The sequence below is a fragment of the uncultured Ruminococcus sp. genome, assembly GCF_937915125.1.
Taxonomy (GTDB): domain Bacteria; phylum Bacillota; class Clostridia; order Oscillospirales; family Ruminococcaceae; genus Ruminococcus_C.
In genome coordinates this window covers 1-26,949 of record NZ_CALDMP010000003.1, presented here as the reverse complement: position 1 = coordinate 26,949, position 26,949 = coordinate 1, and the positions used below count along the sequence as shown (strand labels likewise).

Below are 26,949 nucleotides of genomic sequence, written 5' to 3'. Positions count from 1 at the left end.
CGGGCCCCCGTCAATTCCTTTGAGTTTCAACCTTGCGGCCGTACTCCCCAGGTGGATTACTTATTGTGTTAACTCCGGCACGGAAGGGGTCAGTCCCCCCACACCTAGTAATCATCGTTTACGGCGTGGACTACCAGGGTATCTAATCCTGTTTGCTCCCCACGCTTTCGAGCCTCAACGTCAGTTACCGTCCAGTAAGCCGCCTTCGCCACTGGTGTTCCTCCTAATATCTACGCATTTCACCGCTACACTAGGAATTCCGCCTGCCTCTACTTCACTCAAGAAAAACAGTTTTGAATGCAGCTCATGGGTTGAGCCCATGCATTTCACTTCCAACTTGCTTTCCCGCCTACGCTCCCTTTACACCCAGTAATTCCGGACAACGCTCGCTCCCTACGTATTACCGCGGCTGCTGGCACGTAGTTAGCCGGAGCTTCCTCCTCAGGTACCGTCATTTATTTCGTCCCTGAAGACAGAGGTTTACAATCCGAAAACCGTCTTCCCTCACGCGGCGTCGCTGCATCAGGGTTTCCCCCATTGTGCAATATTCCCCACTGCTGCCTCCCGTAGGAGTCTGGGCCGTGTCTCAGTCCCAATGTGGCCGTTCAACCTCTCAGTCCGGCTACTGATCGTCGCCTTGGTGAGCCGTTACCTCACCAACTAGCTAATCAGACGCGAGTCCATCTCTGAGCGATAAATCTTTGATCATGAAAACATGCGATTCCATGATGTTATGAGGTATTACCATCCGTTTCCAGAAGCTATCCCTCTCTCAGAGGCAGGTTACTCACGTGTTACTCACCCGTCCGCCACTAAGACAACTAAGCAAGCTCAATTGTCTCCGTTCGACTTGCATGTGTTAAGCGTGCCGCCAGCGTTCGTCCTGAGCCAGGATCAAACTCTTTAGTTAAGTTGTATATTATGAAGCATATGCCTCTTAATATCGATCCTGCAATTACGAAACACTCGCAATTACCTTCGTGATTTTATTTCAGTCTTTTCTGACTTCTCAATCTTCCGATTTCTCTCGGAATTTCAAGGGCTTTTTCGCTTGTAGTGCATTGTTCAATTTTCAAGATACTTCGTGACAGCTATTTGCGCTGCAACTTTTACATTATATCACATTCAGAACTTTTTGTCAAGTAAACAATTTGTGAATGAAACTGAACTCCCGTTCGTCATTTTACTCCTTTTTTTACTTGCCTTTCACTCTCGTGCGACAGCTTTATTATTATATCACATCTTTTCACGCTTGTCAAGACGAATGTTTTGCTGAAATCAAGAGTATTTTTAGATAAATTGCACATGTGCCATTAAATATACAAACCCCGGCCTAGCCGGAGCTTTTCTAAATACAAAAAGACTCGACAGTCTCCTGTCGAGTCTTTTCCATCATTCTATTATATTTTCATTATGCCTGGCTACTGCTATCCATGTCGATCTTGAACGCATCATACCGCTTGATCGCACGATCATTTTTCTCCACAGTCTGCTCATCGCACCAACCATCCAGCATATCTTCAAAGGCATCTGCATACTTGCTGGAGATCACAGATTTCATCTGATTTTCTGTCCAGAGATCATCCTCTGTCATACGCTCCGTAATATCCCGGCGAACGATCAGATAATACGCATTTTCATCCTCTACTATTGCCGGAACACCAAGTTCCGCTTCATCAAAAATGAAATTGTACGCCTTTTCTGACGGTGTATAGGTCACATCTTCCGGATCTGTATCCTCATCTGTTGTCACTTTAGCAATAATTCGTTCATTTGCATAAGGTACAGTGGTAGTCGTTGTTTCTTCCTCTGCATCGCTTTCTTCAGCAGCAGTGGTTGTGGTTTCTTCTCCCCCTGCCTCAGAAGCAGCTGTTGTGTCTGCTGCCTCATCTTCACCAGCAGTTTCAGTGGTATCCGCAGATTCCTCTGCAGCAGCGGTAGTCGTTTCCGCCTCAGTTGTGGTAGTAGTTGTCGTGGTTTCAGCCGGGATCTCGTTGCCTTCCTCGTCTGTTGCAGAGGTAGCAGTTGCCGCAGCTGCTTCTTCGGAAATGGAAGTTACATAGGCATTATATTCGCTCTGGATGGTGTCCATTTCCTCATCCATTGCTTCATCGTCACCCTTAAGCGCTTCCAGTTCGCCCAGATAGTCCTCTACCATGTGCTTCATGTCCGACTTGCCGGCATCATCCAGTTCCTCACCGTTTCCGTCAGTCAGATTGAACTGAATATACCGTACACGAGCATCATTTTCCTCATAATACTCCTTCAGTTCATCCTCTGTAACACCCTTTTCGCCGTCAACATCATAATAATACAAAAAAACCTCATCGGCGAGATAGGAATTTTTCAGAACCTGTGTTACAGAATCCTTGGAAATACCGTTTTTCTCGTAAATCTCACCATTTGCTTCCCAGAATGCTTCAATGCTGTCTGAGATCTCTGTTTTCTGTTCTTCGTCCAGTTCCAGTCCCAGTTCCTCACATTTTTTTGTGACTGCAACGTGATGCTGGCAATATTCCATGGTCTTATTCTGGATCCATGTCTCAGTGCTGACACCGTCCATGGTCTGCTTCTTTACCACATCATCATCGTTTACGTCCAGTTCAGAATTTTCTTCCTGGAGCGTCTGGGTCAGTTCCATGTATGAAGCATAGGAATAATAAATATAGATACCTGCTTTCAGCTGCACACCATCGATAGTCACTGCATAAGCTGTGCTGCTGCCGAATGTGCTGCATGCGGTACACGAAGCTGCCACTGCAGCTGCGGCGAGAGCTGCCGCCGCTTTTTTCCACTTGAACATATTTTTTAATACCTCCGAGATAATTTCCACGGTTTTGGCTTTGAAAAACCGCCGCCGTAATCCAATACTTATTTATTATACTATATTTTTTCGAATAAGTCCATACCTTACACGAAATTTTTTTCAAATTCTCAAAAAAGTCAGGCTGCGAATTGATTTTATCGGAATTTTGTGGTATAGTAAAGGATAAGAAAGCGTGCGAATTCGTTTTTTCAAAGAAAGGAGTTTTTCCCATGAAAGCATTGATCACAGGCGCAACCTCCGGTATTGGCAAGGCAATTGCCCAGGAACTGAGCCGCAAAGGATGGTCGCTGATCCTCACAGGACGCAGCGAGACTGCACTGGAGGAACTAAAAGAAACACTTCCGGTTCCAGTGGAGACAATTGCATTGGATCTGGCAGAAAACCAGGCGCCCTTTACATTGTACGAATTCTGCAAGGGAAAGCATGTGGACATGCTGGTGAACAATGCCGGTTTTGGCGTGTATGGTGCCTTTACGGATACGGCGTTGCAGGATGAACTGGAGCTGATCCAGGTGAACATCCGGGCGCTGCATATTCTCACAAAGCTGTTTCTCCGGGATTTCAAAAAGCGGAACAGCGGACGTATTCTCAATGTGGCATCCAGCGCTGGTTTCCTCACAGGGCCGCTGTTTTCCTCTTATTACGCCTCTAAAAATTACGTGGTGCGGCTGTCTCTTGCCATTGCAGAAGAGTTGCGCCGGGAAAAGAGCCGGGTCACCATCAGCATCCTCTGCCCCGGTCCTGTGGATACTGGTTTCAACAACCGTGCCGGAGTGCAATTCCGTGTCAAGGCACTGACGCCGGAGGCAGTGGCGAAAGAAGCTGTTTTCGGTGCAATTACTGGAAAACTGCTGATTATCCCGGGACTTATGATGCGTATGGGCATTGCCGCTTCTCATCTTGTGCCGGAACAGGTATTGTCCCGTATCCTCTATCATGTACAGGCAGCGAAAAAATCTGAATAAAAGCATAGCAGCACAAAAAGGCTGTTGCAAGTAAAGGCAATACCGCACAAAGATTGTGCGTCAGATGCGCCGTCAGATTTTTCGTCAAATGAAACAAAAATGCTCGTGAATACTTTGTGTATTCACGAGCATTTTTGTGAAATATGACGAAAAATATGCAAGCATATGACGTGCAAAGCCGCTAGGCGCTCTTTGTGCGGTATTGCCTAAAGTCCATGGCAAACCAGTGTGATATTACACACCCTGTCAGCCATGTTTACTGTTCTTGCAACAGCCTTTTTACAGTTTTCTTGTTTTATGATTCACCGGTGCGCCAGTGAATTTTGAGGACAAAAATGTCTGTTCCCCATACAATCCGTAATAACCGGACAATAAGTAGCTCACGGCAATTGCCAGCAGATAATATGGCGCTCCGGCAGCACCGAACAATTCCACGGCGATCATAAGGGATGCCAGAGGACAATTTGTCACACCGCAAAACAGCCCTACCATACCCACAGCGGCACAGAACGAGGGTGAAATATCCAATATCTGCCCGAACAGGCAGCCAAAAGTGGCACCGATAAAGAAAGACGGGACGATCTCGCCGCCTTTGAATCCGCCGCCCAGGGTGACAGCAGTGAAGAGCATTTTCGCAAGAAAGGCATACCATACTGCCTCTCCGCCCATGGCACGTCCGATGACATCAGTGCCGATGCCTAAGTAGTCCTGATTCCGCACCAACAGGATCAGAAGCCAGAGCACACCGCTTGCCGCCAGGATACGCAGATAGGAGTTCGGTATCCGTTTCCGCAGCTGTTTTTCCGTTTGATGCAGCAGAACACAGAAAAGAATACTGATAGCGGCACAAAGTACCCCCAGCAGCAGGATCTTCAACGCCGGGATAACCTGAAACGACGGTACATTTTCCACTGCAAATTTCGCCAGCGGAATCCCCAGCTTTCCGGCAATCCACGAAGCCGTCAGGGATGCTATGGTGCACGGTACCAATGCTGCATAGTGCATGGCACCGACGCAGACCACTTCCATGGCGAAAACAGGTGCTGCAATGGGTGTCCGGAAAATGGCAGAAAATGCTGCCGCCATGCCGCAGAGAATCAGTACACGTTTATCTCGTTCATTCAGCCGGAACAGCCGGCTCAGAACGCTGCCCATACTGCCGCCCAGCTGCAATGCCGCACCCTCTCGCCCGGCACTGCCGCCGCAGAGGTGGGTCACAATGGTAGAGACAAATATCAGCGGTGCCATCTGTACCGGCAGTTCCGATTCGGAACGCAGAGATGCCAATACCATATTGGTACCCCTGTCATTCTGATCCCGGGTGATGCGGTAGAGCCACACAATGAGCAGACCGCCCAGCGGAAGTGCTAGTAAAATCCATGGATGACCGCTGCGGAAAGATGTGACCCACTGGATGGCATACACAAAGGCAACGCCGATCAGCCCCACGATTCCCCCGGTGATCACAGAAAATAAAACCCATCGCAGGAGTAGCCGCAAATGAGAGATCACATGAATGGCACTGTGCAGCAGCCGCCCTTTCCAACGGGTCACAAAAGCATTACGCCTGTGCAAAGAATCCCCTCCCAGAACAGAAACAATCCTCTGTGAAAAAACTCCACAGAGGATCTTTCATCAATTCAAATCGATCAAACAATCAATAGTTTTCAGCCTTGATCATGAAATAAGACTGCGGGTGCTGACACACCGGACATACATCCGGAGCCTTCTTGCCGATCACAATATGACCGCAGTTTGCGCACTCCCAGATTACATCGCCATCCTTGGAGAATACGCAGTCGCCTTCCACATTTGCCAGAAGTTTGCGGTACCGTTCTTCGTGCATCTTTTCAATCTTACCCACTTCTTCAAACAGGGTGGCGATCTGTGTAAAGCCCTCTGCCTTTGCCTGCTCTGCAAATTCACGGTACATATCTGTCCACTCGTAATTCTCTCCAGCAGCAGCATCTTTCAGATTTTCCGTTGTCTCCGGCATCTGACCGCCGTTCAGCAGCTTGAACCAGATCTTTGCGTGTTCCTTCTCATTGCTTGCAGTCTCTTCAAAAATCTTGCCGATCTGCACATAGCCGTCCTTCTTTGCCTTGGATGCATAGTACGTATACTTGGTATACGCCTGGGATTCGCCGGCAAATGCCGCCAACAGATTCTTTTCTGTCTGTGTTCCCTTCAGTTCTGCCATGATCATATCCTCCTTTTTTCGAATCTACCTGCGTAAAAGCACAATATTGCTTTTCTGTCAGGCAGTTTCCTGTACAGTTTTTGATAAATTCTTTTCGGCTGTCTCCTCGGACTGCAATTGGCAGCCAGGACACAGACCGCTGAATACAATGTGGTGTGATTCGATCAGAAACCCGTTGCGGTTTATGATTTTATCGCAAAGATCCGTCTGATACGGCATATTCACGTCATAGACCCGATTGCATTTCCGGCATTCCATATGATAATGGGGCTTTGTATTGAAATCAAAGCAATCCGCACCATTGGGGATTGGGATATGCAAAATTTCGCCCTGTTCCGATAGAATTTTTAAATTCCGGTAGACAGTTGCCTTGCTGATCAGTGTATTTTCCTTTGCAATTTCACGAAAGATCTCATCTGCCGTTGGATGGTTATGCATGTGCTGTACCGTTTCCAATACCAGACGACGCTGTAATGTGTTGCGGTTTTTCATATCAATCATCCTTTAAAAAATCATATCACACAGAGATGCCGACACAAGAAACTAAATAATATCAGTTCTTAATTAACATTATATCCTGTATGAGACCATTTGTCAAGAGATTTCTCAAAAAAATCCGCTGTAATCATACACAGTCAGGTACCTTTGCAAAGCCAGCCTTTAGGCAATACCGCACAAAGATTGTGCGTCAGGTGCTCTTTGTGCGGTGTTGCTTTTATTCCTCGGGACAGAGAGACACGTTCTCGCCGTTCAGGATCTTGCTGGATGTCCGCATGGCGCACATTTTTCCGCACATGGAACAGGTGTGCTTATCCTGAGGCGGACGGCTTTCGAAATAATTGCGTGCTTTTTCGGGGTCAATTGCCTGGGCGAACATGCCCTCCCAATCCACATTGCAGCGTGCCTGGCTCATGGCATTGTCCCAATCCCGTGCACCCGGCAGACCCTTTGCCACATCTGCGGCATGGGCTGCGATCTTCGAAGCCACGATACCATCACGGACATCCTGTAAATCCGGGAGACGCAAATGCTCCGCCGGCGTCACATAGCACAGGAAATCCGCACCGTTCATAGCGGCAATGGCACCGCCGATGGCTGCGGTAATATGGTCATACCCCGGTGCCACATCTGTTACCAACGGACCCAATACATAGAAAGGTGCACCGTGACACAGACGCTTTTGCAGTTTCATATTGGCTGCAATCTCATCCATTGCCATATGACCGGGACCCTCCACCATGACCTGTACGTCACGTTCCCAGGCACGCTTTGTCAGTGCGCCCAGTTCCACTAGTTCCGAGATCTGACCGGCATCAGTGCTGTCTGCAATAGAACCGGGACGCAGGGCATCGCCGAGACTGATCGTCACATCGTATGTTCTAAGGATGTCCAGAACATCGTCGTAATATTCATAAAATGGATTTTCATTTCCTGTCATTTCCATCCAGGCAAAGAGCAGCGAACCGCCCCGGGATACAATATTTGTGGTGCGTTTCTGGCGTTTCAGCGCCTCTACTGCACGTCGGTTAATACCGGCGTGAATGGTCTGGAAATCCACTCCTGCCTTGGCGTGTGCCTCCAGTACTTTCAGGAAATCCGTAGCTTTGATATCCGCCAAATCTTTTTCCAGATAGCCGATGGCATCGTACATAGGCACCGTACCGATCATGGCAGAGGACATTTCCACCAGCTGTTTGCGAAAGGTGTGGGTCTTTCCGTAATTGGAAAGATCCATAATGGCTTCACAGTGGAACTGCAGCGCCAGCTTTACCTTTTCAAATTCCGCAGAATAATCGTGGCAATCCCCGGAAATGCCCAGGTTTACGTTGATTTTTGTCCGAAGTCCCTCACCCACTCCGGCAGGATGCAGACTCTTGTGGTAAATATTTGCCGGAATGCAGACAGTACCCTTTGCCACACGCTCCCGGATCAGTTCCGGGGAAAGATGTTCGTCTTTGGCAACGGTTTCCATTTCCGGTGTGATGATACCTTGTTTTGCCGCATCCATCTGTGTTGCATATGTTGACATATGATCAGATTCCTCCTTATACAGTTATTGCTCATGCAGAGCATAATTATGCGCAATGGGTCCGTGCCCGTGTCCCAGGGACAGACCTGCCTGAATGGCATGTGTAATATAATTTTTTGCACGGCGCACACTGTCCGTCATGGTGAAGCCCTGTGCCAGAAATACGGCAATTGCCGAGGACAGGGTACAGCCTGTGCCGTGGGTGTTTTTCGTTTCCAGATGCTGCCCGGGAATCCAGATGCACTCCCCGGATACATAAAGCAGATCATTGCAGACCCCATCGCAGTGTCCGCCTTTCAGCAGAATGGCAGTACGATACTGCGCAGACAATTCCGCCGCTGCCTGTTCCATCTGTACAGGTGAGGCAATTTTCAGCCCCGTGAGCCGCTGCGCTTCGGGAAGATTGGGGGTGATGAGTTCCGCCAGAGGCATCAGTTCCTCCTGCAATGCAGTCTGCGCCTGTTCCTTCAGCAGAGCATCGCCGCTTGTGGCAACCATCACCGGATCCACCACCACATGGCGCAGCTGGTATTTCTGGATCGCCTGTGCGATCACATGAATCTGGGGCACATCATAGACCATGCCGATCTTCACAGCCAAGGGCAGAATATCGTCACACACCGCTTCGATCTGCTGCTGTAAAAAATCCGCCGGGACTGCATGGATCCCACGCACGCTCACGGTATTCTGTGCCGTCAGCGCTGTAATGGCGCTCATGCCATAGCCGCCCAGCATGGTAATGGTCTTTAAGTCCGCCTGTACCCCAGCACCGCCGCTGCTGTCGCTCCCGGCAATGGTCAATACAGGATGGCGCACCATCATTGTGCACGCTCCTTTTCCTGAAATGCTTCGGTCATCTGCCGCAGTGTCCGGGCAGCCTGCTGCACATCCGGTTCGCCAAAAACGGCAGAGACTACAGCAATGCCGTCGATACCAGAGCCATAGAGCTGGGACAGATTCTGTGCATTGATGCCGCCGATGGCAACCACCGGAATGGAAACTGCTTTCCGGATGGCACAGAGCATATCAAAGGACAAGTGGGATGCATCGGACTTTGTGCCTGTTGGAAATACTGCGCCACAGCCGATATAATCTGCGCCTTCCTGTTCCGCACGGACTGCCTCCTCCACGGAATGTGCGCTGGTTCCCAAAATGGCATCCTCACCCAGGATCTCCCGCGCCTTTTTCAGCTTCATATCACGTTGTCCTACGTGGACACCGTCTGCCCCGAGAACACGTGCCGCTTCCACGTCATCATTGATAATACAGGGAATCCCGGCATTACGACAAATTGAAACAATGGGATACGCCAGCTGGATCAGCCGCTGTGTGGTACAGTTTTTCTCCCGGATCTGCAGCATGGTGATACCTCCGGCAATGGCGGCACGAACCTGATCTGTCAGATTGGCAGCCGGTGCGGTAATGGCATACAGCTGAAATGCGGATGGGGATAGTTTCATAAATGATCTCCTCTCTTTCTTTTGACCAATATGATTGAAAAAATGAGCGCACCAGCAGCGGTACGCTCACAATGACTTTCATCGTTACCTCCGTTGGCATTACCCAAATCAGGTACGGTCGAGACGTCTGCGCCTCCTCTCAGCCTGCGCCCAGCAAGCTCCCGTTTTTCTCAGTTTTGTCCTACAAGTGTCTGCCGCATACGCTGCCAGAATGGTGCCAGATATTCAAATATGGCAATATATTTATCCACAATGGCAACCACAAAACCTTCCTTGCACTGAGGCTTCTGCTTCACAACCGGCCACATATGGTGGACGATCATGTCCTCTTCCTTTGCATTCAAAGAAAATGCCATTGCCGCATTGGACAAGGCAAGCTTCGGATGGGTGGCAAAATGAGACGCCTGTTCCGGAGCAGCACTGCGGTCATATTCGCATGTCTCATAAAAATAGAAATCATGCAGCAATCCTGCACGGGCTGCCGAAACAGCATCCCAGTGAAAGCGGCGGCAGATCAGATAGCTGTAATAGGATACATTGATACTGTGCTGAAATCGTGTCGTATGCACATGATGTCGGAATTGTTTCAGTTGCTGCATATTCGCATGTTCCAGAATATCTGCCACAAAAACGTAATATGCATGTGCGGTAAGCTGCTTTTTCGAGCAAATTGCATGCAGCATACAGTGCACCGTCCTTTCTGAACTGGCAGCGCAGTTCACCGGCACGCGGCATCAAGCCGCTGAAAATACGTACATCTATCCAACGTGACTTCTTTCATTTAAGTGTAACAGATTTTCAGAGGTTTGTCAAGTGAATTCCTTTGGTATTTTACACAACAGATATATCAGATATATCGGTCAATCCTCCTGGACAATTCCAGGAATTCGTGATATACTAAAGGCAATACCGCACAAAGAACGCCTGGCGGCTTTGCGCATCATTGGGAGGAATGTCAAATGATAACCATATCAAACCGACAGAAAGGCATGATCTGCATTATTCTGTCGGCATTCTGTTTTGCATGGATGAATGCCTTTGTACGCATGGCTGGCGATCTGCCCTTTATCCAGAAAAGTTTTTTCCGAAATCTGGTCGCTCTTTTGTTTGCACTGACGATGCTGCTGCGGCAACATGGCAGCCTGAGACCCACGAAAGGTGCAATGCCTTATTTGTTGGTACGTTCCTTTGCCGGAACCGTGGGGATCCTCTGCAATTTCTACGCCATTGACCATCTGGCGCTGTCGGATGCGTCAATTCTCAACAAGATGTCGCCATTTTTCGCCATCCTCTGCTCCTGGTTGCTGCTCAGGGAAAAGCTCTCCTGGCAGCAGGGGCTGATCGTTCTGGGGGCATTTGTGGGGAGTCTGTTCGTCATCAAGCCAAGTTTCGCCAATGCAGATCTGTTTCCATCTCTTGTGGGTCTCCTGGGCGGACTGGGTGCAGGCGTAGCGTATACCATGGTGCGGCGGCTGGGGAAAATTGGCGAAAACAAGGCATATATTGTCTTTTTCTTTTCGGCATTCTCCTGCGTGGTGACGCTGCCTTATCTGATGCTTGCCTATGAACCTATGACCTGGAAACAACTGGTGATCCTGATTCTCGCCGGACTTGCGGCAGCAGGCGGTCAGTTCGGCGTGACTTCCGCATACTGCTATGCGCCAGCAAAGGAGATTTCTGTCTACGACTACACCCAGATACTTTTTGCCGCCGGGTTGGGATTCCTGTTCTTTGCACAGATTCCCGACTGGATGAGCATGGTGGGATATGGAATCATTATCGCCATGGCTGTGGTGATGTTTTTCTATAACAAAAGAAAAGATACCGTTTCACAATAACTCAATAAACAACAAAATCGGACATTCCGCCGTGGAATGCCCGATTTTTTCATGTTAAATTATTTGGGTTATTCTGCACTGGGCAGGGATTTCACCAGAGATACCAGGAATTTCAGCAGAATAATGGCATCATTATTGCCAAGTTCCTTGTCTGCATTGCAGTCTGCATTCAGAAGCGCCTGGTCGGACAGCTTCACTGCGCCAGCAGCCGCCTTATTCAGGAGAACTGCATCTGTGATATCCACTCTGCCGTCCAGGTTAATATCACCGTACAGTATGCTTGCATCAACAGAAACCGTTGTCTCCGTTGCTGTGCCGGATGTGGCGGTGCCTGTGCTGTTTCCTGTTGCATCGGTTGTTGCAGTTGCAGTTGTCTCTGTGGTAGTTGTCGTGCCTGTTATCGTTGTGGTCGTAGTACCTGTGGTCTCTGTACCATTGCCCACCAGTTTCAGCACACCGAAACCGCTGGTGTTGATATAGCCCTGACCACTCAGGTCGTTCCAGTTGGAAATGCTGGTACGTTTGCCGTCACCAGTGCCATCATCGTTGATCTGGACATCAAAGCCCACGATCTGGTCAGCCTGGAAAGAACCGATGGTATACGGAATCGCAACCTCTACCAGATAGCCGTCTGCAGTCTTTGCAGCAGCAGAAATAAATGCATCGGTAGAGCGTCCGTCTGTGACAGTCTTGTCATTCTCATAGTTGATACGGCACTGAATATCGTCGGTCTCATAGGAAGAGGTCTTGTGGTTGTTTTCGTCGAAGAATACTTCCACAGTATCCTGCTCATAGGCGTTGGCACTTGCCACGCTCAGCTTGGCATCCTTGACTTCCGTCAGCACGTAGACATAATTTTCATCCCACAGCATTCTGGAAGTACCAGTGGCACCGCTGCCCATGGAGTAGTTGTTGATCTGGATGGTGTTGGCTTCTGCCCATGCATCATCGATCACGCCGTCAATTTCGATGGGGCTTTCTGCCTTGGTGGCTTCGGCGTAGCTCGGCTGTGCAGCGAGGGTGACGATACCACAGGTAGGATAAGTATCCGTATTCGGCAGTTCACCAAGTACATGCTTTGAAAACTTCTCCATTGCATCATCAGGTGCATTCCATCCACAATCACAGCTTTGCACCTCAAGATATACTGTATCGCCAATTTTTCCGGTAAGGGGAATGGTGACATCAACAAATTCTGCATTGTCCTCGCCATCCAGATAAAGAGACTCCAACAATTCGCCCTGCTGTTGATCCTGACTGCCATAAATCAAAATGTCCGGATAGTCAATCATGATATCACCGAAAAGCCACTCTGCTGAAATACGAGGTCCATACACGCGGATAACCATGCCATCCTCATTCCAAGCAGCCTTGAAATAAGCATCACAAAAACCAGATGCAATCGACAGATACTGCTTTGTGCCAATCTCCAGCGCACGCTCCAGATCAGCATCTGTACCGTCATACTGATATGCGGTCATGGTCTGGAGTTTCTCCACTTCGGAATCCGTATCAATGACTGCATAATATGCCGGCTTTGCCTGATAATCCTTATCAAACAGCAGCGGATAGCCGCCGATCCAGCTGGTGGAATCGGTGATGCCCCAGATCACCACGGCAGAAATGTTCGTACCGGAATCTTTCAGTTCCTTGTACAGCTTGAACACATCCTGATATCGCTGTGCCAGTGCCAGCTGGTCTGCATAATCGTTGGACTTTTCAGATATATCCAGCTCCGTGATCTGGATCTCCAGCCCCAGGTCTGCATACTGCTGAATGGCATCCTTATACAAATCAATGGTGGGATAGCTCATAGAAATATGGGACTGCATACCCATACCGTCAATCAGACCCTTGTCGATCAGCGGCGTCAGAATGTCGCTGATGATATAAGCCTGCTTATTCGGAGAATACTCATTGTAGTCGTTGTAGAACAGCTTGCAGCCTGTCGGTGCATACTTCCGGGCATATTCAAATGCCAGCGGAATATAGGACTGGTCGCCGAATACCTTCACCCATGCGGACTGTCCATTCACTTCGTTATTGGAGCCGGCATCCCGGATGGTGCCTGCATCAGATGCAGCTTCGTTGGCCACGTCCCATGCGTAGAATTCCACGTCCGGATAGTCTGCCGCCAAGGTTTCCATGACGATTTTGATGTAGTTTTCCAGACGCTGGGTCATCTTTTCCTTGGACACCCATGCGCCGTCAGAAGCAAAATTCTCCTTAAAGAACCAGTCCGGGGTCTGGCTGTGCCATACCAGCACGTGCCCACGCACCGGAATGCCGTTTTCTCCGGCGAATTTCAGCATGGCATCTGCTTCGTTCAGGGAGATCTGCGGCATGGTGTCATCACCGGTCTCCTGTACGTACTTCTGGGACAATGCTTGATCCAGCACGCTGTCCGGCTTCAGTTCGTTGCCCAAGGTCAGGCTGTTATAATGCTTCCGGATCAAGTCCTTGGTTGCACCCTGTGCAAACTCAGAGCCAGCGCAGGCACAGCCGATCTTGAAATAATCGGAATAAGCGTCCTTCAATGCGGTGATATCATCCTGGATCGTCGGGTCAGGCAGGTGTTCCCCAATGGCATCATCCATGTAGAAATCCATCATATCCTGCTCCGTAGGTGCACTGGTGTAGCCTGTCTGCACATAGACATAGAAATTCGTTGCACCCTCCGGCACGGTGAATTCACTGCCCACATATTTCCACTCGCCCTTATTGGCAGTTTCAGTCGCAATGGTATAGTAGTTTTCCTTGCCATTCAGATCGTACTGCAAGTTAATGGAAAACTTCTGCGTATCAGTGTACTGGTCGCCATCATAGAGCACATAGCAGCCCACATTGTAATAGCCGCCAGCCACCATGATATCTGCAGCGCTTCTGGTTGCGCCATTCCAAAGCTGCGTTCTGCCGGAGACATACAGGCTATTGCTGCCGCTATGGGCATACTTGGTGGAAAGCTCCACCGTCGCACTACCACGGCTCTTCCAGCTCTGGGCGGAACCATCTTCGAAATCCGAGGTAAACTTGTCATCCAGCTGAATCTCCGTCTTTTCACCCTTGATGACGATATCGTCAATGTAATAAGTCTGGTCGGTGCCGGCGTTTGTCATCTCCACGTAAAGTGTCACGCCGGTGGCACCGGACGGCACCGTATAATTGCCCTTCATGGTGACCCATTCTCCGGCAGTTGCCTGGGCAGCAGCTACCTGGTCATAGTGGTCTGTACCACTGGCATCAGTATAAAGCATCTTGATTGCCACATTTTGCTGACCGCTGCCCTCATACATGGTGCTGGCAGAGATCTCATAGTTCTGTCCCTCTGCCACAATACCGGACAGAGAACAGCGGGGCGCACCCCATGTGGCTGTACGGTCATAGCAATAGAGGGATGTACTGCCGCTATGTGCCTGATCTGTGGACAGGGACAGAGATGCGCCAACGCCCTTCCATGCGCCGTAACCGCTTTCAAATGTGTCATTCATCAGCTCTTCTACCGCTGCATAACCCGTTATAACGGAAAGAGACAACGTGCTGACAGCAAGCACACCGGATGTCACTGCCGCCAGAATTTTTCGGATCGAAATCATTTTTTCTCCTTTCTTGTGTCCTTCATATCAAAATAATTCCATGCATCGTATGACTCTGAAACGTCATAACGCATAAAAATATTATACCATTTTAAGAAGATTTTGTCAATCTAAAATTAAAACTATTTTAAATAGCAAAGCAGGAAGAAAATCAGACAAATTTTGCGTTTTATTCTTGCACTGCGGCATGGAGCGTGGTATAATGATAGTATGCTGTGCATACGCTGAAGATGCAGCAGGCGCAGCTTCCTGTGAACTCATATCGTTCTCCTGCTGTCAGAACGATTTTTCAATATTTTACGATTATCAGAAAGGATATCATCATGCCTCTTTTGAACCCTCTGCGCTGTTTTGCATTTCTCGTCACTGTATCTTTGACGCTTTCCGTCTGTTCCAGCTGTTCGCTGCCCTTTCAGAAACAGGAAAGCGATGGCTCTGGCTATCTTTTCACAGTCAGCCTGCCTTCCAATCCCAAAAGTCTCGACCCTCAGTCTGCAACGGATGCTTCTTCCAAAACCATTATTACAAACCTCTACGAAGGGCTGGTGGAACTGGACGAATCCGGCATGCCCCAGCTGGCAGCTGCAGAAAACGTCAATGTCTCTGCGGACGGTCTGATCTACACGTTTCAGCTGAAAAATGACCGTTACTGGTATTACGATACCAACCAGAACGACGTGATCGACGAGGGAGAATCCTGGCAGGTGACGGCATCGGACTATGTCTATGCCTTTCAGCGGATCTTTGACCCCCAGACACAGTCCCCTTATACGGACATGTTTTCCTGTCTGACAAACGCCTCTGCCATTCAGAATGGGCAGATGGATTATACACAGATCGGTGTCAATGCAGTCAGTGATACACAGCTGCAGTTTTCACTGGATCAGCCGGACGCTCAGTTTCTCAGCCATCTGGCTTCTACGGCAGCCATGCCCTGCAACGAATCCTTTTTCCTCCAGACAAAAGGACGCTATGGGCTGGATCAGGAATGTGTGGCATCCTGCGGCGCATTTTATCTGCGCCTGTGGTTTTATGACCCATATGGCAGCGACAATCTCATCTACATGCGCCGCAATTCTGCCAATACCGAAGCACGAAGCGTCTATCCTGCCAATCTGACATTCCAGATCAAGAAAAACAGTCAGGATACAGCCGAGGATTTTGCAGACGGTTCTTCGGATGTACTTGCCACATCAATCTATCAGTCGCAATATATGGAAAGCGACCGCTACACAGTTACATCCAGCCGTGTCACTACTCTGGGGCTGATCTTTAACCCGGACAACACTGCTTTTGCCAATGCCAATATCCGAAAGGGACTCTCTATGGGCATCGACCGTTCCGCCATCGGGGAAAATTCCAACGGCGATCTGTTCCCGGCATATGGCATTATTCCACCGGATGTGCACTGCAGCGGCAAATCTTATCGGGAACTGGTGCCGGAAGCCAAAACTGCCTATGACGCTGCCGCCGCAGTGGACACCTTCCAGAAAGGCATGAAGGAACTGCACATAGAGTCCCTGGATTCCACAAAGATCCTGGTCTGCTCCACCCTCATGGACTGCGAAAATCTTCACGACATTATCCAGACCTGGCAGGAAATCTTCGGCTTCTACATTGGAATCGAAGAGGTCTCAGAGTCTGACTACTGGAAGCGCATTGCCGACAAAAACTACACCATTGCCGTCTATGGCATCACTGGCTCCAGTGACAGTCCTGCTTCGGTGCTGGAACAGTTCGGAACAGATGCGAACCGTTTCTACTATAGCAGTCATACCGTGGATTCTCTGATTACCGGGCTGAAAAGCTGCTCCTCTTCTGAGGAATTGCAGCAAAAGTGTCAGAACCTGGAACAGGCAATCCTGACCGAGGGACAATTTCTCCCCATTTTCTACAAAAACCAGTACTGCATCACACGTTCCAGCAATGCAGACATTGGGTATGACCCCTTTTCCGGCGCGCTGAATTTCCGCAATGCCAAGCATTTTGAATAAAACACCGGCACCGGGAATCCCCAAAACTTTCCTTGTTGCATTTTTCGTCCTGCTGCATACAATAACAATAGCAGCAGGGCCTGCTTTTAAAAATAGATGCCGCCAGTTTCTGAGAAATCGGTGCGGATACGGCAAGGGCTGTCGTAAGCAGCAAAATCCAAAAAAGTGTTACAATACTGCCTGTATTGTGCTTGCTTTTCTGTGTTTTGCTGACTTGCAACAGCCCTTTTTATTTTTGCAATTGTATCAGAAATCCTCAGCGTTTCTTTTTTTGCAGATCATTCTCCAGACGATTCACCTGGTCATGCCGTCCCACGACTGCTATGATATCGTTGGCACAGAGCGCCGTATTCGGTGTGATATCCGTTGTAACCTCTTCACCATGTTTAATGGCAATAATGTTCAGCCGGTATCTCTGGCGCAGATTCAGCTCCTGTACCGTTACAGTGGTGATGGTTTCCGGAATGCAGATCTCCGTAATGCTGACGTCCTCACTCAAAGCGATATATTCCAGCACACGAGGTGCCAGAAGCCGGTTCGCCAAACGGATTCCCATATCCCGTTCCGGATAGACAACTTCAGCCCCCAGCTTTTCCAGGACGCAGCCCTGTTCTTCACTGGTCGCCTTTGCAATCACATGGGGAACGCCCAGCTGCAGAACAGTCAGAGTGGTGAGAATGCTCACATCGATCTGACCGCCGATACCAACGATCACTGTATCACAGTTCTGTATGCCCATATTCCGCAGATTTTCTTTTGATAAATCGCTGACCAGATAGGCGTTGTCGGTAAAGGCAATGGCATCATTGATGACTGATTCTTTTTTGTCAATGACGATCAGATCCTTCCCTGCCTCTGCCAGCCGCTTTGCCAGCGCAAATCCAAATCTGCCTAAGCCGATCACGGCATACAATTCATCCTTCGTCACATTCTTCTTCAAATTCATTGCATACTGCACGGCATTTCTCCGCCGTGCTCCCTCCTTTTATCCTACTGAAATCGTTTCTTCCGGACGCAGTACCTCGTTATTGTTCCTGCCCTGCATCATCCACAGTGTTGCCACAGTCAGCGGTCCCAGACGTCCTATGTACATAGTAATGATGATCACCAGTTTGCTCCAGCCGCACAGTTCCGGCGTCAGACCACAGGACAGACCCACGGTAGCAAATGCCGATGTGGTCTCCATAAGAATATGAATGAAGGGCACATCCGGTTCGAATATGCAAAGCAAAAGCGTTGAAGCAAGGATCACAGAAAGCCCCAGCAAAAAGATCATAAACGCCTTATCCCGCACTTCCTGAGAGATTCGCCGCCGGAATATGGTGGGGTGACGATTTCTGGTGTAACCAATAGCAGACCAAATGCAGACAAACAATGTCGTGACCTTGATACCACCACCGGTAGAGCCGGGGGCTGCACCCACAAACATGAGCAATACCATCACAAGTAACGCAGCATTAGAGAAATCCCCCAGAGAAAATGCCGAAAAGCCCGAAGTTCGTGTTACGGTGCTGTAAAAAAACGCCTGCACCCAATTCAGGTTGTCCTGGGTTGCATGGAGCAGCAGCGTTCCACAAAGCAGAAGAAGCCCTGTCATGGTCAGTACCACCTTTGTGTGCAGGGAAAACCTATGGAATCGGCGCTTTTGCACTATATTCCACATGACGAAAAAACCCAGACCGCCGCAGATGGTCAGACCAGATGTGAGCAGAAGCATGGGCACATGATCCTGATACTGCATCAGGCTGTCTGCACCCAGCAGATCGAAGCCGGCGTTGTTAAATGCGGATACAGAGTGGAACACACTAAGCCAAATGGCATGTCCCACGGAATAGTCCTGGACAAAGATGGGAAACGCCAGAACTGCACCCAACAATTCGAATCCAAAGGTCACAAAGAACAGGATCTTCAGCAGTCGGAGAATTCCCTGAAAGCTGGACTGATTCAGGGATTCTTTAATCAGCGAGCGTTCCCGGATACCGATTTTTTTTCCCGTCAACAAAATAATCCCCACGCCCAGTGTCGTGATACCCATGCCGCCGATCTGGATCAACAGCAGCAGGACACCCTGTCCGAATTCCGACAGAACGGCGTTACACTGTATCACCGACAGACCAGTGATACAGACCGCACTCGTCGCTGTGAAAAGTGCATCGATCAGTGAAAGGGATTCCCCTTCCCGATGAGAGATCGGCAGTGCCAGAAACAAGGTCCCCAACAATATCAGCGAGGCAAAACCAACTGCGATCATACGTCCTGGCGTCAGCAGTTTATTCCATCTCATATTTCATTTCATCCTCCTAACACAGGCAAGCATATTAGACCTCCTCGGGAACTTACGAAGCACCATCTTCCTTGTCTCTTTCGCATCTGGCTTTGAGCCTCTCCCTTGAAATACATCAAGTATTCCTACGGTCGCGTCTCTTTGCCATATGCGAAATATCCTGCGGAATCTGGCACTTCTCCAGTTTCCGAGGAGGTCTATTGTACAGTATTGCCATTGCAAAAAACCGGCGCACACTGTCCGTGCGCACCGGCATTGATTCCCGAACCTGGTTTTTTATTCTTCTTCCATGCTGACGGTTGCGTCAACTGGCGGAACAGTATCATCCGTGGGCACTGCCTCCGCAGTTGTCTCATACACTTCCGCCTGCGCTGCTTTTTCTGCTTTACGCGCAGCACGCTCTGCCTGTTCAGCTTCCTTTGCCGCACGGCGTGCAGCTTCTTCTGCCTCTGCTTCTGCCTTCCACTTACCGTATGAAGTGTTCTTACAGCCGCATTCCGGACAGAACTTTTGCAGGTCATTGACCTTTGAACCGCAGGACGGACAAATTGTTGCATTGTCCAGACCAGCAAGTTCTGATTTCAGAACATCCATCTGTGCGATGAGATCAGCTGCCTGCTGAAACAAACCGGCATACTGTTCACCTGGATCGCACTGATTTTCTACATAATATCTGGATCCAATTTCCTTGTAAATGGTCTCAAGGGACTCATTACAGCTGTTGATCATCCGGCGAATTCTTGCCCGTGCAGTCGCTTTTTTGGAAGAATCGGCAACTTCTTTTGCCATCTTCCCTACATCATCGCTCATCTTCCGAAACTGATCCCGAAAATCCATATGCCATACCTCCTGGTATTCTTTGATTGTGATTGCAACACTATCATATGACAGTTCCCTGTCAATTGATTCCCGAATGCCTCAATTCTCAACCACAGACATAAGCAAAACGGGCACTGCGCAGACCCAGAACACTGCTGAACGCATCACCGTTTACAGTTTTTTTACCATCGATGGTGACCGACCGTACAAAACCACTGTCTCCTAACTCCATCTGAATCCAGTTAGACGGATTGGAGGAAAGTGCAATGCCATAAGCACTCTGAATGCGGGAGCGCACTTCATCCACTGACATATAGGTGACCACGCCATAATACGGATCGTATTCCGCATCATATTCGCAGGGAACGCTGACCAGATAGTCATATTGTCTCCCCCAGATATCACCCGAGCTTGCGGTTGCACCGCCGCTGGATGCGCCGTAAACTGTCAGTGCATAGCTTCCGTCATAGTATAGTGCCTGTCCAGCCACTGCGGAAACCGCATCGATGACATTCTGCGGCGGATTCGGTTTTAAGATCACGTTATTGACGCTGCCGCCGTTGTACATGATATATGTATACGCAGCGATCGCCTGAGCTTTCATTGCTTCCGGATGCATCGTAGAACTCATCTCGTTATAAACGATTTGCGAAATGATGTCCAGAATGCTTCCGGTCACGCCGTTGGCAGTAATTGTACCGCCGGCATTTTCCTGTACCAGAGTGGTACCGGGATAATAATGGAACAGAATGGACTGATAGTCATAACCGCCGTAAGTTGCATAGTAATTCGCACCATTCTGGCTCATGCCCACACAATGTCCATATCCATATGTTGTAAACGCAAACTGTCCGGCTTTTACAGCGCCGAGAGAGGCGGCTGCGCCCACGTTTGCACTTCCGGAAACGCCGGAGGATGCCAGCGTCTCAGATGCCTTTGGTGTTGTGGCATCTTCCATGGCGGCAATTTCTTCTTCCGACGGTTTCACTTCTTCGTATTGTACCAATGATAAGCTGGAATCGTAATCTGAAATTTCAGCTTTCCACAAGGTATCGCTGCTTTCACTGGCAGCTGTCTCCGTCACAGGAGCAGCGGTCTGTGGTACTGCATAGGCACTGACTGCGGTGGTTCCGGCAAGCAGTGCTGCAATTGCAAAAGCAATACCTGCATGTGGGTAACGTATTTTCATATCAAAACTCCATTTTTACCGGCAAAAGCCGGGTAGTATTCTGCACAGGCGTACCGGATCACACTCCGGTCGTGCACGAAACAGAATGCAAATGCAGTCTGTTATTCCTGTGCAGGCGCTGTTTCTCCTGTCCCTCCTCCTTGAATGGTTGCCAGCAGTGTATCGGTGTCTTCGCCATCCCGAAGCCGCCGTGCCACTACCAGAAAACGAGAATTATCCTCATCGGAATAGCAGGTGGAAAGCGTCAGAATGCTGTCTCCGAACTGCACATCCAAAGGATTGTCGATCATGTTTTTTGCCTCTACGGAATTGACATAGCTGTCAAAAGTCGCTTTATCGTCCAGTTCTTCCATGTTCCAGTACAGAAAATCCGAATCTGCGTCACCGCCTGTGATAATGAGACCGAAGATCACATAGGTATAGTCCGCATAATTGGAACTGAATGTGATAAACGGTGCTTCCTTATAGTAGGACGGATCCTGACGATAGCGGCGAAGAGAGCCGAACATGGTATTGTCTGCCATGTTATGTCCATAGAGAATAATATTTTCCGACCACGCTGCCGGATCAGCGCCGAACACGTCGGTACAGTCCATAAATACAGTACCAGCACGGAACTCCTGTCCGTCAAAGCCGTGGTCAAGATAATACTCGTCATCCACCGTCTGCACAACAGGATTGTCTACCTGTGTGCCGCTGATGGTAATATATCCTACGGTATCCGGATTCTGTGCCAGAAGCTTTTTTGCACGCTCTGTCAGTTCCGGTGCTTCCGTTGGTGCCTCAGTGGGTGTTTCTAATGCAGTGGTCGTTGTCACTTCCACACTTGCGGTCTGATCAATTTTTTCACCGCAGCCGGTTGCAAGGATCGAGAACATCAATGCAGCAACAACTGCGCCGTTTTGCCATTTCTTCATATTGTTTTCCTCATTTCCTTTCTGCGCCTGGTGTACCAAACAAAATAATGCATCATTATCCATAGGGTGCAAAAGGCGCATCGGGGTCATATGTCTTTGAATTCCACAAATAATAAACATTTGGCCATTTGATATTCGGATTCGGCATGCTGCCCGCGATCCGTTCATAGGGATCTTCTCCCTCACGAACCAGACGTGCCACAATCACAAGCCGTGCCGTATCAAAAGCGTTATTACAAGTAGAAAGGGTCAGCAGCTTATCGCCATATTCCACATCCACATTGGTGATGCGCAGTGTCCGCCGCTTGACTTCATTGACATAGTTATAAAATTCCGCTTCATCCACAAAATTGATGGCATTCCAATAATCAAAACGTGTATCTGTAGTATCCTCGGCATCTGCGATAAAATAACCGAAGATCAGGTACTGATAGGTCTCATAATTGGAATTGAGCTGGATGATGGGATGCTGCTCATAATAATTTTCATCCGTGCGGTAATATTTCAGTGTACCAAACATAGAAAGATCCCGCATGTTGTGCCCGTAAATGATCAGATTGTCAGAGTTGGGCACTTCCAGAGTACCGTTTTCTCCCACCTGGTCAAATGTACAGCGATAATCCAGAAAGATGGATCCCGGTTTAGAGTCCTCTTTCTGTACATTCCGATACAGATAGTATTCACTGCCCGGTTCATCATCCAGATGATGGAGCACCGGATAATCCACCTTTGTATCCGGAATGGAGATCCAGCCAGTGATCTCATCATTCATGGCAAGCAGATCCTCTGCACCGGGCAGCAGCGTATAAATCTTTTCTGTCGGTTCTTCAACAATTTCTTCCGTCTCTTCCGGTATCACAGCAGTGGTCTGTGCCGGAAGTTTGGCGTGATAACTGGTGCCGATGTCCTCATACAGGGCATCTGTCCGAAGCACATCTACAAAATAGATGATGATCAGCACGACACACACCAGAAATACCAGGGCCGACAGGAGAAAAATAGATTTTCTCGCGATCTCGCCGCCCGGATCTCCGGGCTGTGGAAACAGGGACAAAACGCTCTGTCCGAATGTCCGCTTTTTCTTTTTCGGCGGCTGATGCGGTGCCGGCGGCGGATACTTTTCGGGATGCTCCTTACGCTCCTTCACCTGCTTGATCTGATATGCCACACGGAGAGAGACGGCTTCGTCCTCCTCTTCCTGTGCAATATGAAACAAGCTGGTGCGGATGGCTGCGATCTTATCTTCCGGTTCTACTGGCAGAGATGCCTCTGTATCGGAAAAAACGGGATCTGTTTCTGCGCTTTCAGAAGCATCTGCCGGCGTAGTCGGTTCCGCTGTCACTGCATTTTCTGCCGTTTCGTTCTGCTCTGCCTTGATTTCCGGCGTATCAGACGATGCTACAGCGGTTTTTTCTTCATCCTGCATTCTGCTTCCTCCATCAGGGTAGATTCTGCGATACCGAATGCACACATTGCCGTGCCACGGCGAATTTCTTCCCGTGTCTGCAATCCGTACCGCCAAAGCTGCAAATGCGCAACAGCCTCCTGTTCACCCCATAGTATCCCCATAAACACCGTACCCACCGGCTGTTCCGGCGTACCGCCGCCGGGTCCGGCAAGTCCTGTCACAGACAGACATAAGTCTGCCCCGGACTGCTGCCGCAGACCGTGCACCATGGCAGAAGCTACTTCTGCGCTGACAACGCCGCAGTCTGCAATCAGCTGTTCCGGCACGCCCAGCAGTCGGGTCTTCATCCGTTCCGCATAGGTGCACAGTCCCAGTTCAAACACGTGGGATGCACCGGGGACGGACGTTACCAGCTGAGACAGCAGTCCGCCGGTACAGCTCTCTGCCGTGGCAATGGTGCGGTGATTTCTATCTAATAATTGTACAACATGCGCTATGGTTTTGTCAAGTGCTTTTTCCGTGTCTTTATAAATATGACATACTTTTTCCTCTTCCAACAGAAAATACCCCATAATCTGACATCGCCTTTCGACTATTCCAATTGATTATTTCTTTCCGAAATAATCAATTCCATTCAAAAACACGCATGGTAGTACCTTCCACTGCCTTTTCTACCAGCTCCGTAAAATCAAATTTGCTCTGTGCCTTTTCTACGTCAGCAAGAGACGGACGCACCTTCGGATGTCTGGGGGTAAATACGGTGCAGCAGTCCTCGTAGGGCAGTGTGGAGGTTTCAAAAGTGCCAATGGCACGGGCGGTTTCCACGATTTCTGTCTTATCCAGACCGATAAGGGGACGGAACACCGGAATCTTGCTGACGGCATCAGTGCAGGCAATCGCCTGCATCGTCTGGCTCGCCACCTGTCCCACGCTTTCGCCAGTGATCAGGGCAAGACAGTTGTCCTTTTCTGCGATCTTCTGGGCGATTTCCATCATGAGACGGCGCATGATCACAGTGAAATATTCCTCTGGGCAATACTTCTTGATCGCCTCCTGTATCTCCGTAAAGGGCACGCAGAAAAAGGCGATATTGCCGCAGTAGGGCGTCAGTTCCTGGCAAAGCTGTTCCACTTTTTCCTGAGCGCGGTCAGAAGTATACGGTGGACTCACATAGTGGATCGCCGAAATATGAATTCCCCGGCGTGCCATGCGATAGCCGGCAACAGGGCTGTCGATACCGCCGGACAGGAGCAGCAATGCCTTTCCGCTGCTGCCCACAGGCAGACCGCCGGCGCCCTTGATGTTGGCACCATGGACAAAAGCGTGGGTATCACGAATCTCTACCATGACAGTCACATCCGGATGGTGTACATCCACCTCCAGATGAGGATACGCCTCCAGCAGAATGCCGCCCAGCTCGGCGCAGATCTCCGGGGATTTCAATGGAAACGCCTTATCTGCACGCTTAGCCTCCACTTTAAATGTACGAGCACCCAGCAACACTTCCTCCAGGTAGGGCACTGCCTTTTCGGTAATGTCCTCCATGGACTTTTCGCAGACACAGGCACGGCAGAGTGCAGCGATGCCAAACACGCACTGCAAATGTTCCAGCACCTCGTCCAGGTCGATGTCCTCCGACTGAGGTTCCATATAAATGGTGGACTGTGCACGTGTCAGGCGGAATGCACCGAATTTTTTCAGTCGCCGACGCAGGTTTTTCATGAGAATATCTTCAAATGTACCACGGTTCAGACCTTTTAACGCCATTTCACCATATTTTGCCAGAATTAGTTCTTTTGACATGAATGATTTTACTCCTTTATTTCATTTATACTATAATGGGCACCTCTAAATACCCCGAATCCGTCAGATGTGGTGCAGATTTGCGACAGATTCACTTGCGGAAAAATGCAGGAATACTTGGTGTATTTCAAGTTTTTCCGCAAGTGAAGATGGCACAAAGATGCGCCGCAGATGGCGGGTGAGTGGGTTTTTAGAGGTGACCTAATGTATTTGAATCGAGATGTGCTTTTAATGCATCAATTCCCGCTGGGCATCCCGCAGTCCCTCTGCCAATGCCACTAAATCTTCCTCCGTATTTTCTGCACAAAGACTGATCCGCAGGGCGCTGTCCACTTCCTCCGGCTTTGCGCCGAAAGTTTCCAGCACACCACTGCTGGCACCCTTGGAACACGCTGAACCGCTGGAGACATATATTTCCCGCTTTTCCAGATAATGCAGGACGATTTCCGAACGATATCCCAACAGAGAAAGATTCAGCACATAGGGCGATGCGCCAGGAATATCCCGGATCACCACATTGTCCAACGACCGGAGCAGTTCCAGGAGACGGCTGCGCAGTTGGGATACTTTTTCATAGCGTGCATCCAACGTAGGGGCAAGTGCACCCGCTGCTGCGCCAAATGCGGCAATCAGCGGCACGCTTTCTGTGCCCGGACGAATCCCCTTTTCCTGGTGTCCGCCGAAGAGAATGGGCTTTACCCGGATGCCCTGTTTCACATAAAGTGCGCCCACACCTTTGATACCATGCACCTTATGACCGCTGATGGAGACCAGATCTGCACCCAAAGTTCTTGTGCGGAAAGGTACTTTTAAAAATCCCTGGACGGCATCACAGTGGGTGATGATCTCCGGATCACGGCGTTTCACAGCACGGAACACCTCTTCCACAGGCATCCGATACCCATTTTCGTTGTTGACCAGCATCATGCTGACCAGACAGGTGTCCTTATCAACTTGCGCCAGAAAATCTGCCGGGTGATACAATCCGTCTGCGCCCGGAGCTATGGGCACAACGTTGAAACCCTCTGTTTCCAGATACGCCAGAGTCTGTTTCACTGAAGCGTGCTCCACGGCACTGACGATCATTTTTTTCCGTTTCCGTCCATATGCCGCCGCTGCACCACGCAATGCCAGATTATTGCTCTCTGTTGCGCCGGAGGTAAACAGCAGTTCCTGAGGTTTACAGCCCAGTGCATCGGCAATGGTCTGTCTTGCAGCATCTACTTCGTGCTGTGCCTCCAGCCCCTTGCTGTGCAGTGAGGATGGATTGCCGTAATATTCCGAAATACATCGCATCATTGCAGCCGCCGCTTCTGCACACGGTTTCGTGGTTGCGGCATTGTCCAGGTAATGTTCCATCTTCGATTTCCTTTCTTTTCGTTCCATAAGACCATAAGAATAGTACTATTATAACACAGTCAAAGGCATTGTGCAAGGGCTGCAAAAAAATTCGAAAAAAATGAAAAAAAGTACTTGACAAATGATTCTGGATGTGATATAATAATTCTTGTCGCTGAGATTGCGGCAGAAAAATGCGGATATGGCGGAATTGGCAGACGCGCTAGCTTCAGGTGCTAGTCCTCGCAAGGGGGTGGAGGTTCAAGTCCTCTTATCCGCACCACA

22 protein-coding genes, 1 tRNA gene, 1 rRNA gene and 1 riboswitch are annotated in these 26,949 nt (G+C 49.4%); of the genes, 4 read left to right on the top strand and 20 right to left on the bottom strand.

Annotated features, from left to right (window positions below):
• Positions 1-910: ribosomal RNA gene (locus Q0418_RS00305) — 16S ribosomal RNA — on the bottom strand; the annotation flags it as partial.
• Between the two features lie 501 nt (positions 911-1,411).
• The gene (locus Q0418_RS00300; RefSeq protein WP_298481548.1) at positions 1,412-2,803 is read right to left on the bottom strand and encodes a hypothetical protein; all 1,392 of its coding nucleotides are present in this window, start codon (positions 2,801-2,803) and stop codon (positions 1,412-1,414) included.
• Between the two features lie 233 nt (positions 2,804-3,036).
• Here Q0418_RS00300 and Q0418_RS00295 point away from each other — a divergent pair, with 233 nt between their 5' ends.
• Positions 3,037-3,792, top strand: a complete 756-nt coding sequence (locus Q0418_RS00295; protein WP_298481547.1) for an SDR family oxidoreductase — start codon at positions 3,037-3,039, stop codon at positions 3,790-3,792.
• A 279-nt stretch (positions 3,793-4,071) separates the two neighbouring features.
• On the opposite strand, the gene Q0418_RS00290 is transcribed toward Q0418_RS00295, so the two are convergent.
• The 7 genes from Q0418_RS00290 to Q0418_RS00260 all read right to left on the bottom strand — a co-directional run bounded on the left by Q0418_RS00290 (position 4,072) and on the right by Q0418_RS00260 (position 10,164).
• A complete protein-coding gene (locus tag Q0418_RS00290) occupies positions 4,072-5,346 on the bottom strand; it encodes a chloride channel protein (protein WP_298481546.1) in 1,275 nt (424 codons plus the stop codon).
• 103 nt (positions 5,347-5,449) lie between these two features.
• Positions 5,450-5,992 carry a rubrerythrin gene (rbr, locus tag Q0418_RS00285; protein ID WP_298481545.1) on the bottom strand — a complete coding sequence of 181 codons (543 nt, stop codon included), beginning with the start codon at positions 5,990-5,992 and terminating at the stop codon, positions 5,450-5,452.
• Between the two features lie 57 nt (positions 5,993-6,049).
• Positions 6,050-6,484, bottom strand: coding sequence for a Fur family transcriptional regulator (locus Q0418_RS00280; protein ID WP_298481544.1), 435 nt, complete (start codon positions 6,482-6,484; stop codon positions 6,050-6,052).
• A 223-nt stretch (positions 6,485-6,707) separates the two neighbouring features.
• Complete coding sequence (gene thiC / locus Q0418_RS00275; RefSeq protein WP_298481543.1) at positions 6,708-8,021, bottom strand: phosphomethylpyrimidine synthase ThiC; 1,314 nt, start codon at positions 8,019-8,021, stop codon at positions 6,708-6,710.
• 24 nt (positions 8,022-8,045) lie between these two features.
• Complete coding sequence (thiD, locus tag Q0418_RS00270) at positions 8,046-8,843, bottom strand: bifunctional hydroxymethylpyrimidine kinase/phosphomethylpyrimidine kinase (RefSeq protein WP_298481542.1); 798 nt, start codon at positions 8,841-8,843, stop codon at positions 8,046-8,048.
• Positions 8,840-9,481: a thiamine phosphate synthase gene (gene thiE / locus Q0418_RS00265; RefSeq protein ID WP_298481541.1), complete on the bottom strand. Its 642-nt coding sequence runs from the start codon at positions 9,479-9,481 to the stop codon at positions 8,840-8,842. Before thiE ends, thiD begins: the two co-directional genes overlap by 4 nt.
• 68 nt (positions 9,482-9,549) lie before the next feature.
• Positions 9,550-9,656, bottom strand: a riboswitch (TPP riboswitch).
• Positions 9,652-10,164, bottom strand: a complete 513-nt coding sequence (locus Q0418_RS00260) for an HAD family hydrolase (RefSeq protein ID WP_298481540.1) — start codon at positions 10,162-10,164, stop codon at positions 9,652-9,654. It overlaps the preceding riboswitch by 5 nt.
• A gap of 276 nt (positions 10,165-10,440) precedes the next feature.
• Here Q0418_RS00260 and Q0418_RS00255 point away from each other — a divergent pair, with 276 nt between their 5' ends.
• The gene (locus Q0418_RS00255) at positions 10,441-11,319 is read left to right on the top strand and encodes a DMT family transporter (RefSeq protein ID WP_298481539.1); all 879 of its coding nucleotides are present in this window, start codon (positions 10,441-10,443) and stop codon (positions 11,317-11,319) included.
• Positions 11,320-11,387: 68 nt separating this feature from the next.
• Here Q0418_RS00255 and Q0418_RS00250 read toward each other — a convergent pair whose 3' ends face one another.
• Together Q0418_RS00250 and Q0418_RS00245 are read right to left on the bottom strand one after the other, a co-directional pair.
• Positions 11,388-14,912, bottom strand: coding sequence for an endo-1,4-beta-xylanase (locus Q0418_RS00250; protein WP_298481538.1), 3,525 nt, complete (start codon positions 14,910-14,912; stop codon positions 11,388-11,390).
• A gap of 105 nt (positions 14,913-15,017) precedes the next feature.
• Entirely contained in the window at positions 15,018-15,173 is a 156-nt protein-coding gene (locus Q0418_RS00245) for a hypothetical protein (protein WP_298481537.1), read from the bottom strand.
• Between the two features lie 62 nt (positions 15,174-15,235).
• Between Q0418_RS00245 and Q0418_RS00240 the strand changes: the two genes are divergently transcribed.
• On the top strand, positions 15,236-16,906 hold the full coding sequence (locus Q0418_RS00240) for a peptide ABC transporter substrate-binding protein (RefSeq protein WP_298481536.1): 1,671 nt from the start codon (positions 15,236-15,238) through the stop codon (positions 16,904-16,906).
• A 256-nt stretch (positions 16,907-17,162) separates the two neighbouring features.
• Here the strand turns inward: Q0418_RS00240 and Q0418_RS00235 are convergent, their stop codons facing one another.
• From Q0418_RS00235 to Q0418_RS00195, 9 genes are all read right to left on the bottom strand, one after another.
• Positions 17,163-17,864, bottom strand: coding sequence for a TrkA family potassium uptake protein (locus tag Q0418_RS00235; RefSeq protein ID WP_367276200.1), 702 nt, complete (start codon positions 17,862-17,864; stop codon positions 17,163-17,165).
• A gap of 27 nt (positions 17,865-17,891) precedes the next feature.
• Entirely contained in the window at positions 17,892-19,190 is a 1,299-nt protein-coding gene (locus Q0418_RS00230; RefSeq protein ID WP_298481535.1) for a TrkH family potassium uptake protein, read from the bottom strand.
• Between the two features lie 276 nt (positions 19,191-19,466).
• The gene (locus Q0418_RS00225; protein WP_298481534.1) at positions 19,467-20,027 is read right to left on the bottom strand and encodes a hypothetical protein; all 561 of its coding nucleotides are present in this window, start codon (positions 20,025-20,027) and stop codon (positions 19,467-19,469) included.
• A gap of 88 nt (positions 20,028-20,115) precedes the next feature.
• Positions 20,116-21,198: a SpoIID/LytB domain-containing protein gene (locus Q0418_RS00220; protein ID WP_298481533.1), complete on the bottom strand. Its 1,083-nt coding sequence runs from the start codon at positions 21,196-21,198 to the stop codon at positions 20,116-20,118.
• A 101-nt stretch (positions 21,199-21,299) separates the two neighbouring features.
• On the bottom strand, positions 21,300-22,115 hold the full coding sequence (locus Q0418_RS00215; protein WP_298481532.1) for a class B sortase: 816 nt from the start codon (positions 22,113-22,115) through the stop codon (positions 21,300-21,302).
• A 55-nt stretch (positions 22,116-22,170) separates the two neighbouring features.
• Positions 22,171-23,541: a class B sortase gene (locus tag Q0418_RS00210; protein ID WP_298481531.1), complete on the bottom strand. Its 1,371-nt coding sequence runs from the start codon at positions 23,539-23,541 to the stop codon at positions 22,171-22,173.
• Positions 23,514-24,095 carry a CinA family protein gene (locus tag Q0418_RS00205; protein WP_298481530.1) on the bottom strand — a complete coding sequence of 194 codons (582 nt, stop codon included), beginning with the start codon at positions 24,093-24,095 and terminating at the stop codon, positions 23,514-23,516. Before Q0418_RS00205 ends, Q0418_RS00210 begins: the two co-directional genes overlap by 28 nt.
• A 52-nt stretch (positions 24,096-24,147) precedes the next feature.
• Positions 24,148-25,326, bottom strand: a complete 1,179-nt coding sequence (gene thiI / locus Q0418_RS00200) for a tRNA uracil 4-sulfurtransferase ThiI (RefSeq protein WP_298481529.1) — start codon at positions 25,324-25,326, stop codon at positions 24,148-24,150.
• Between the two features lie 228 nt (positions 25,327-25,554).
• Positions 25,555-26,685: a cysteine desulfurase family protein gene (locus Q0418_RS00195; RefSeq protein WP_298481528.1), complete on the bottom strand. Its 1,131-nt coding sequence runs from the start codon at positions 26,683-26,685 to the stop codon at positions 25,555-25,557.
• 175 nt (positions 26,686-26,860) lie between these two features.
• Between Q0418_RS00195 and Q0418_RS00190 the strand changes: the two genes are divergently transcribed.
• Positions 26,861-26,947, top strand: a tRNA-Leu gene (locus Q0418_RS00190).
• The last annotated feature ends 2 nt before the right edge of the window (positions 26,948-26,949 follow it).

Coding starts and splice junctions, on each gene's coding strand:
- Q0418_RS00300 (WP_298481548.1), bottom strand. CDS start 2,803: ATGTTCAAGTGGAAAAAAGCGGCGGCAGCTCTCGCCGCAGCTGCAGTG.
- Q0418_RS00295 (WP_298481547.1), top strand. CDS start 3,037: ATGAAAGCATTGATCACAGGCGCAACCTCCGGTATTGGCAAGGCAATT.
- rbr (WP_298481545.1), bottom strand. CDS start 5,992: ATGGCAGAACTGAAGGGAACACAGACAGAAAAGAATCTGTTGGCGGCA.
- Q0418_RS00280 (WP_298481544.1), bottom strand. CDS start 6,484: ATGAAAAACCGCAACACATTACAGCGTCGTCTGGTATTGGAAACGGTA.
- thiC (WP_298481543.1), bottom strand. CDS start 8,021: ATGTCAACATATGCAACACAGATGGATGCGGCAAAACAAGGTATCATC.
- thiD (WP_298481542.1), bottom strand. CDS start 8,843: ATGATGGTGCGCCATCCTGTATTGACCATTGCCGGGAGCGACAGCAGC.
- thiE (WP_298481541.1), bottom strand. CDS start 9,481: ATGAAACTATCCCCATCCGCATTTCAGCTGTATGCCATTACCGCACCG.
- Q0418_RS00260 (WP_298481540.1), bottom strand. CDS start 10,164: ATGCTGCATGCAATTTGCTCGAAAAAGCAGCTTACCGCACATGCATAT.
- Q0418_RS00255 (WP_298481539.1), top strand. CDS start 10,441: ATGATAACCATATCAAACCGACAGAAAGGCATGATCTGCATTATTCTG.
- Q0418_RS00250 (WP_298481538.1), bottom strand. CDS start 14,912: ATGATTTCGATCCGAAAAATTCTGGCGGCAGTGACATCCGGTGTGCTT.
- Q0418_RS00245 (WP_298481537.1), bottom strand. CDS start 15,173: ATGAGTTCACAGGAAGCTGCGCCTGCTGCATCTTCAGCGTATGCACAG.
- Q0418_RS00240 (WP_298481536.1), top strand. CDS start 15,236: ATGCCTCTTTTGAACCCTCTGCGCTGTTTTGCATTTCTCGTCACTGTA.
- Q0418_RS00230 (WP_298481535.1), bottom strand. CDS start 19,190: ATGAGATGGAATAAACTGCTGACGCCAGGACGTATGATCGCAGTTGGT.
- Q0418_RS00225 (WP_298481534.1), bottom strand. CDS start 20,027: ATGGATTTTCGGGATCAGTTTCGGAAGATGAGCGATGATGTAGGGAAG.
- Q0418_RS00220 (WP_298481533.1), bottom strand. CDS start 21,198: ATGAAAATACGTTACCCACATGCAGGTATTGCTTTTGCAATTGCAGCA.
- Q0418_RS00215 (WP_298481532.1), bottom strand. CDS start 22,115: ATGAAGAAATGGCAAAACGGCGCAGTTGTTGCTGCATTGATGTTCTCG.
- Q0418_RS00210 (WP_298481531.1), bottom strand. CDS start 23,541: ATGCAGGATGAAGAAAAAACCGCTGTAGCATCGTCTGATACGCCGGAA.
- Q0418_RS00205 (WP_298481530.1), bottom strand. CDS start 24,095: ATGGGGTATTTTCTGTTGGAAGAGGAAAAAGTATGTCATATTTATAAA.
- thiI (WP_298481529.1), bottom strand. CDS start 25,326: ATGTCAAAAGAACTAATTCTGGCAAAATATGGTGAAATGGCGTTAAAA.
- Q0418_RS00195 (WP_298481528.1), bottom strand. CDS start 26,685: ATGGAACATTACCTGGACAATGCCGCAACCACGAAACCGTGTGCAGAA.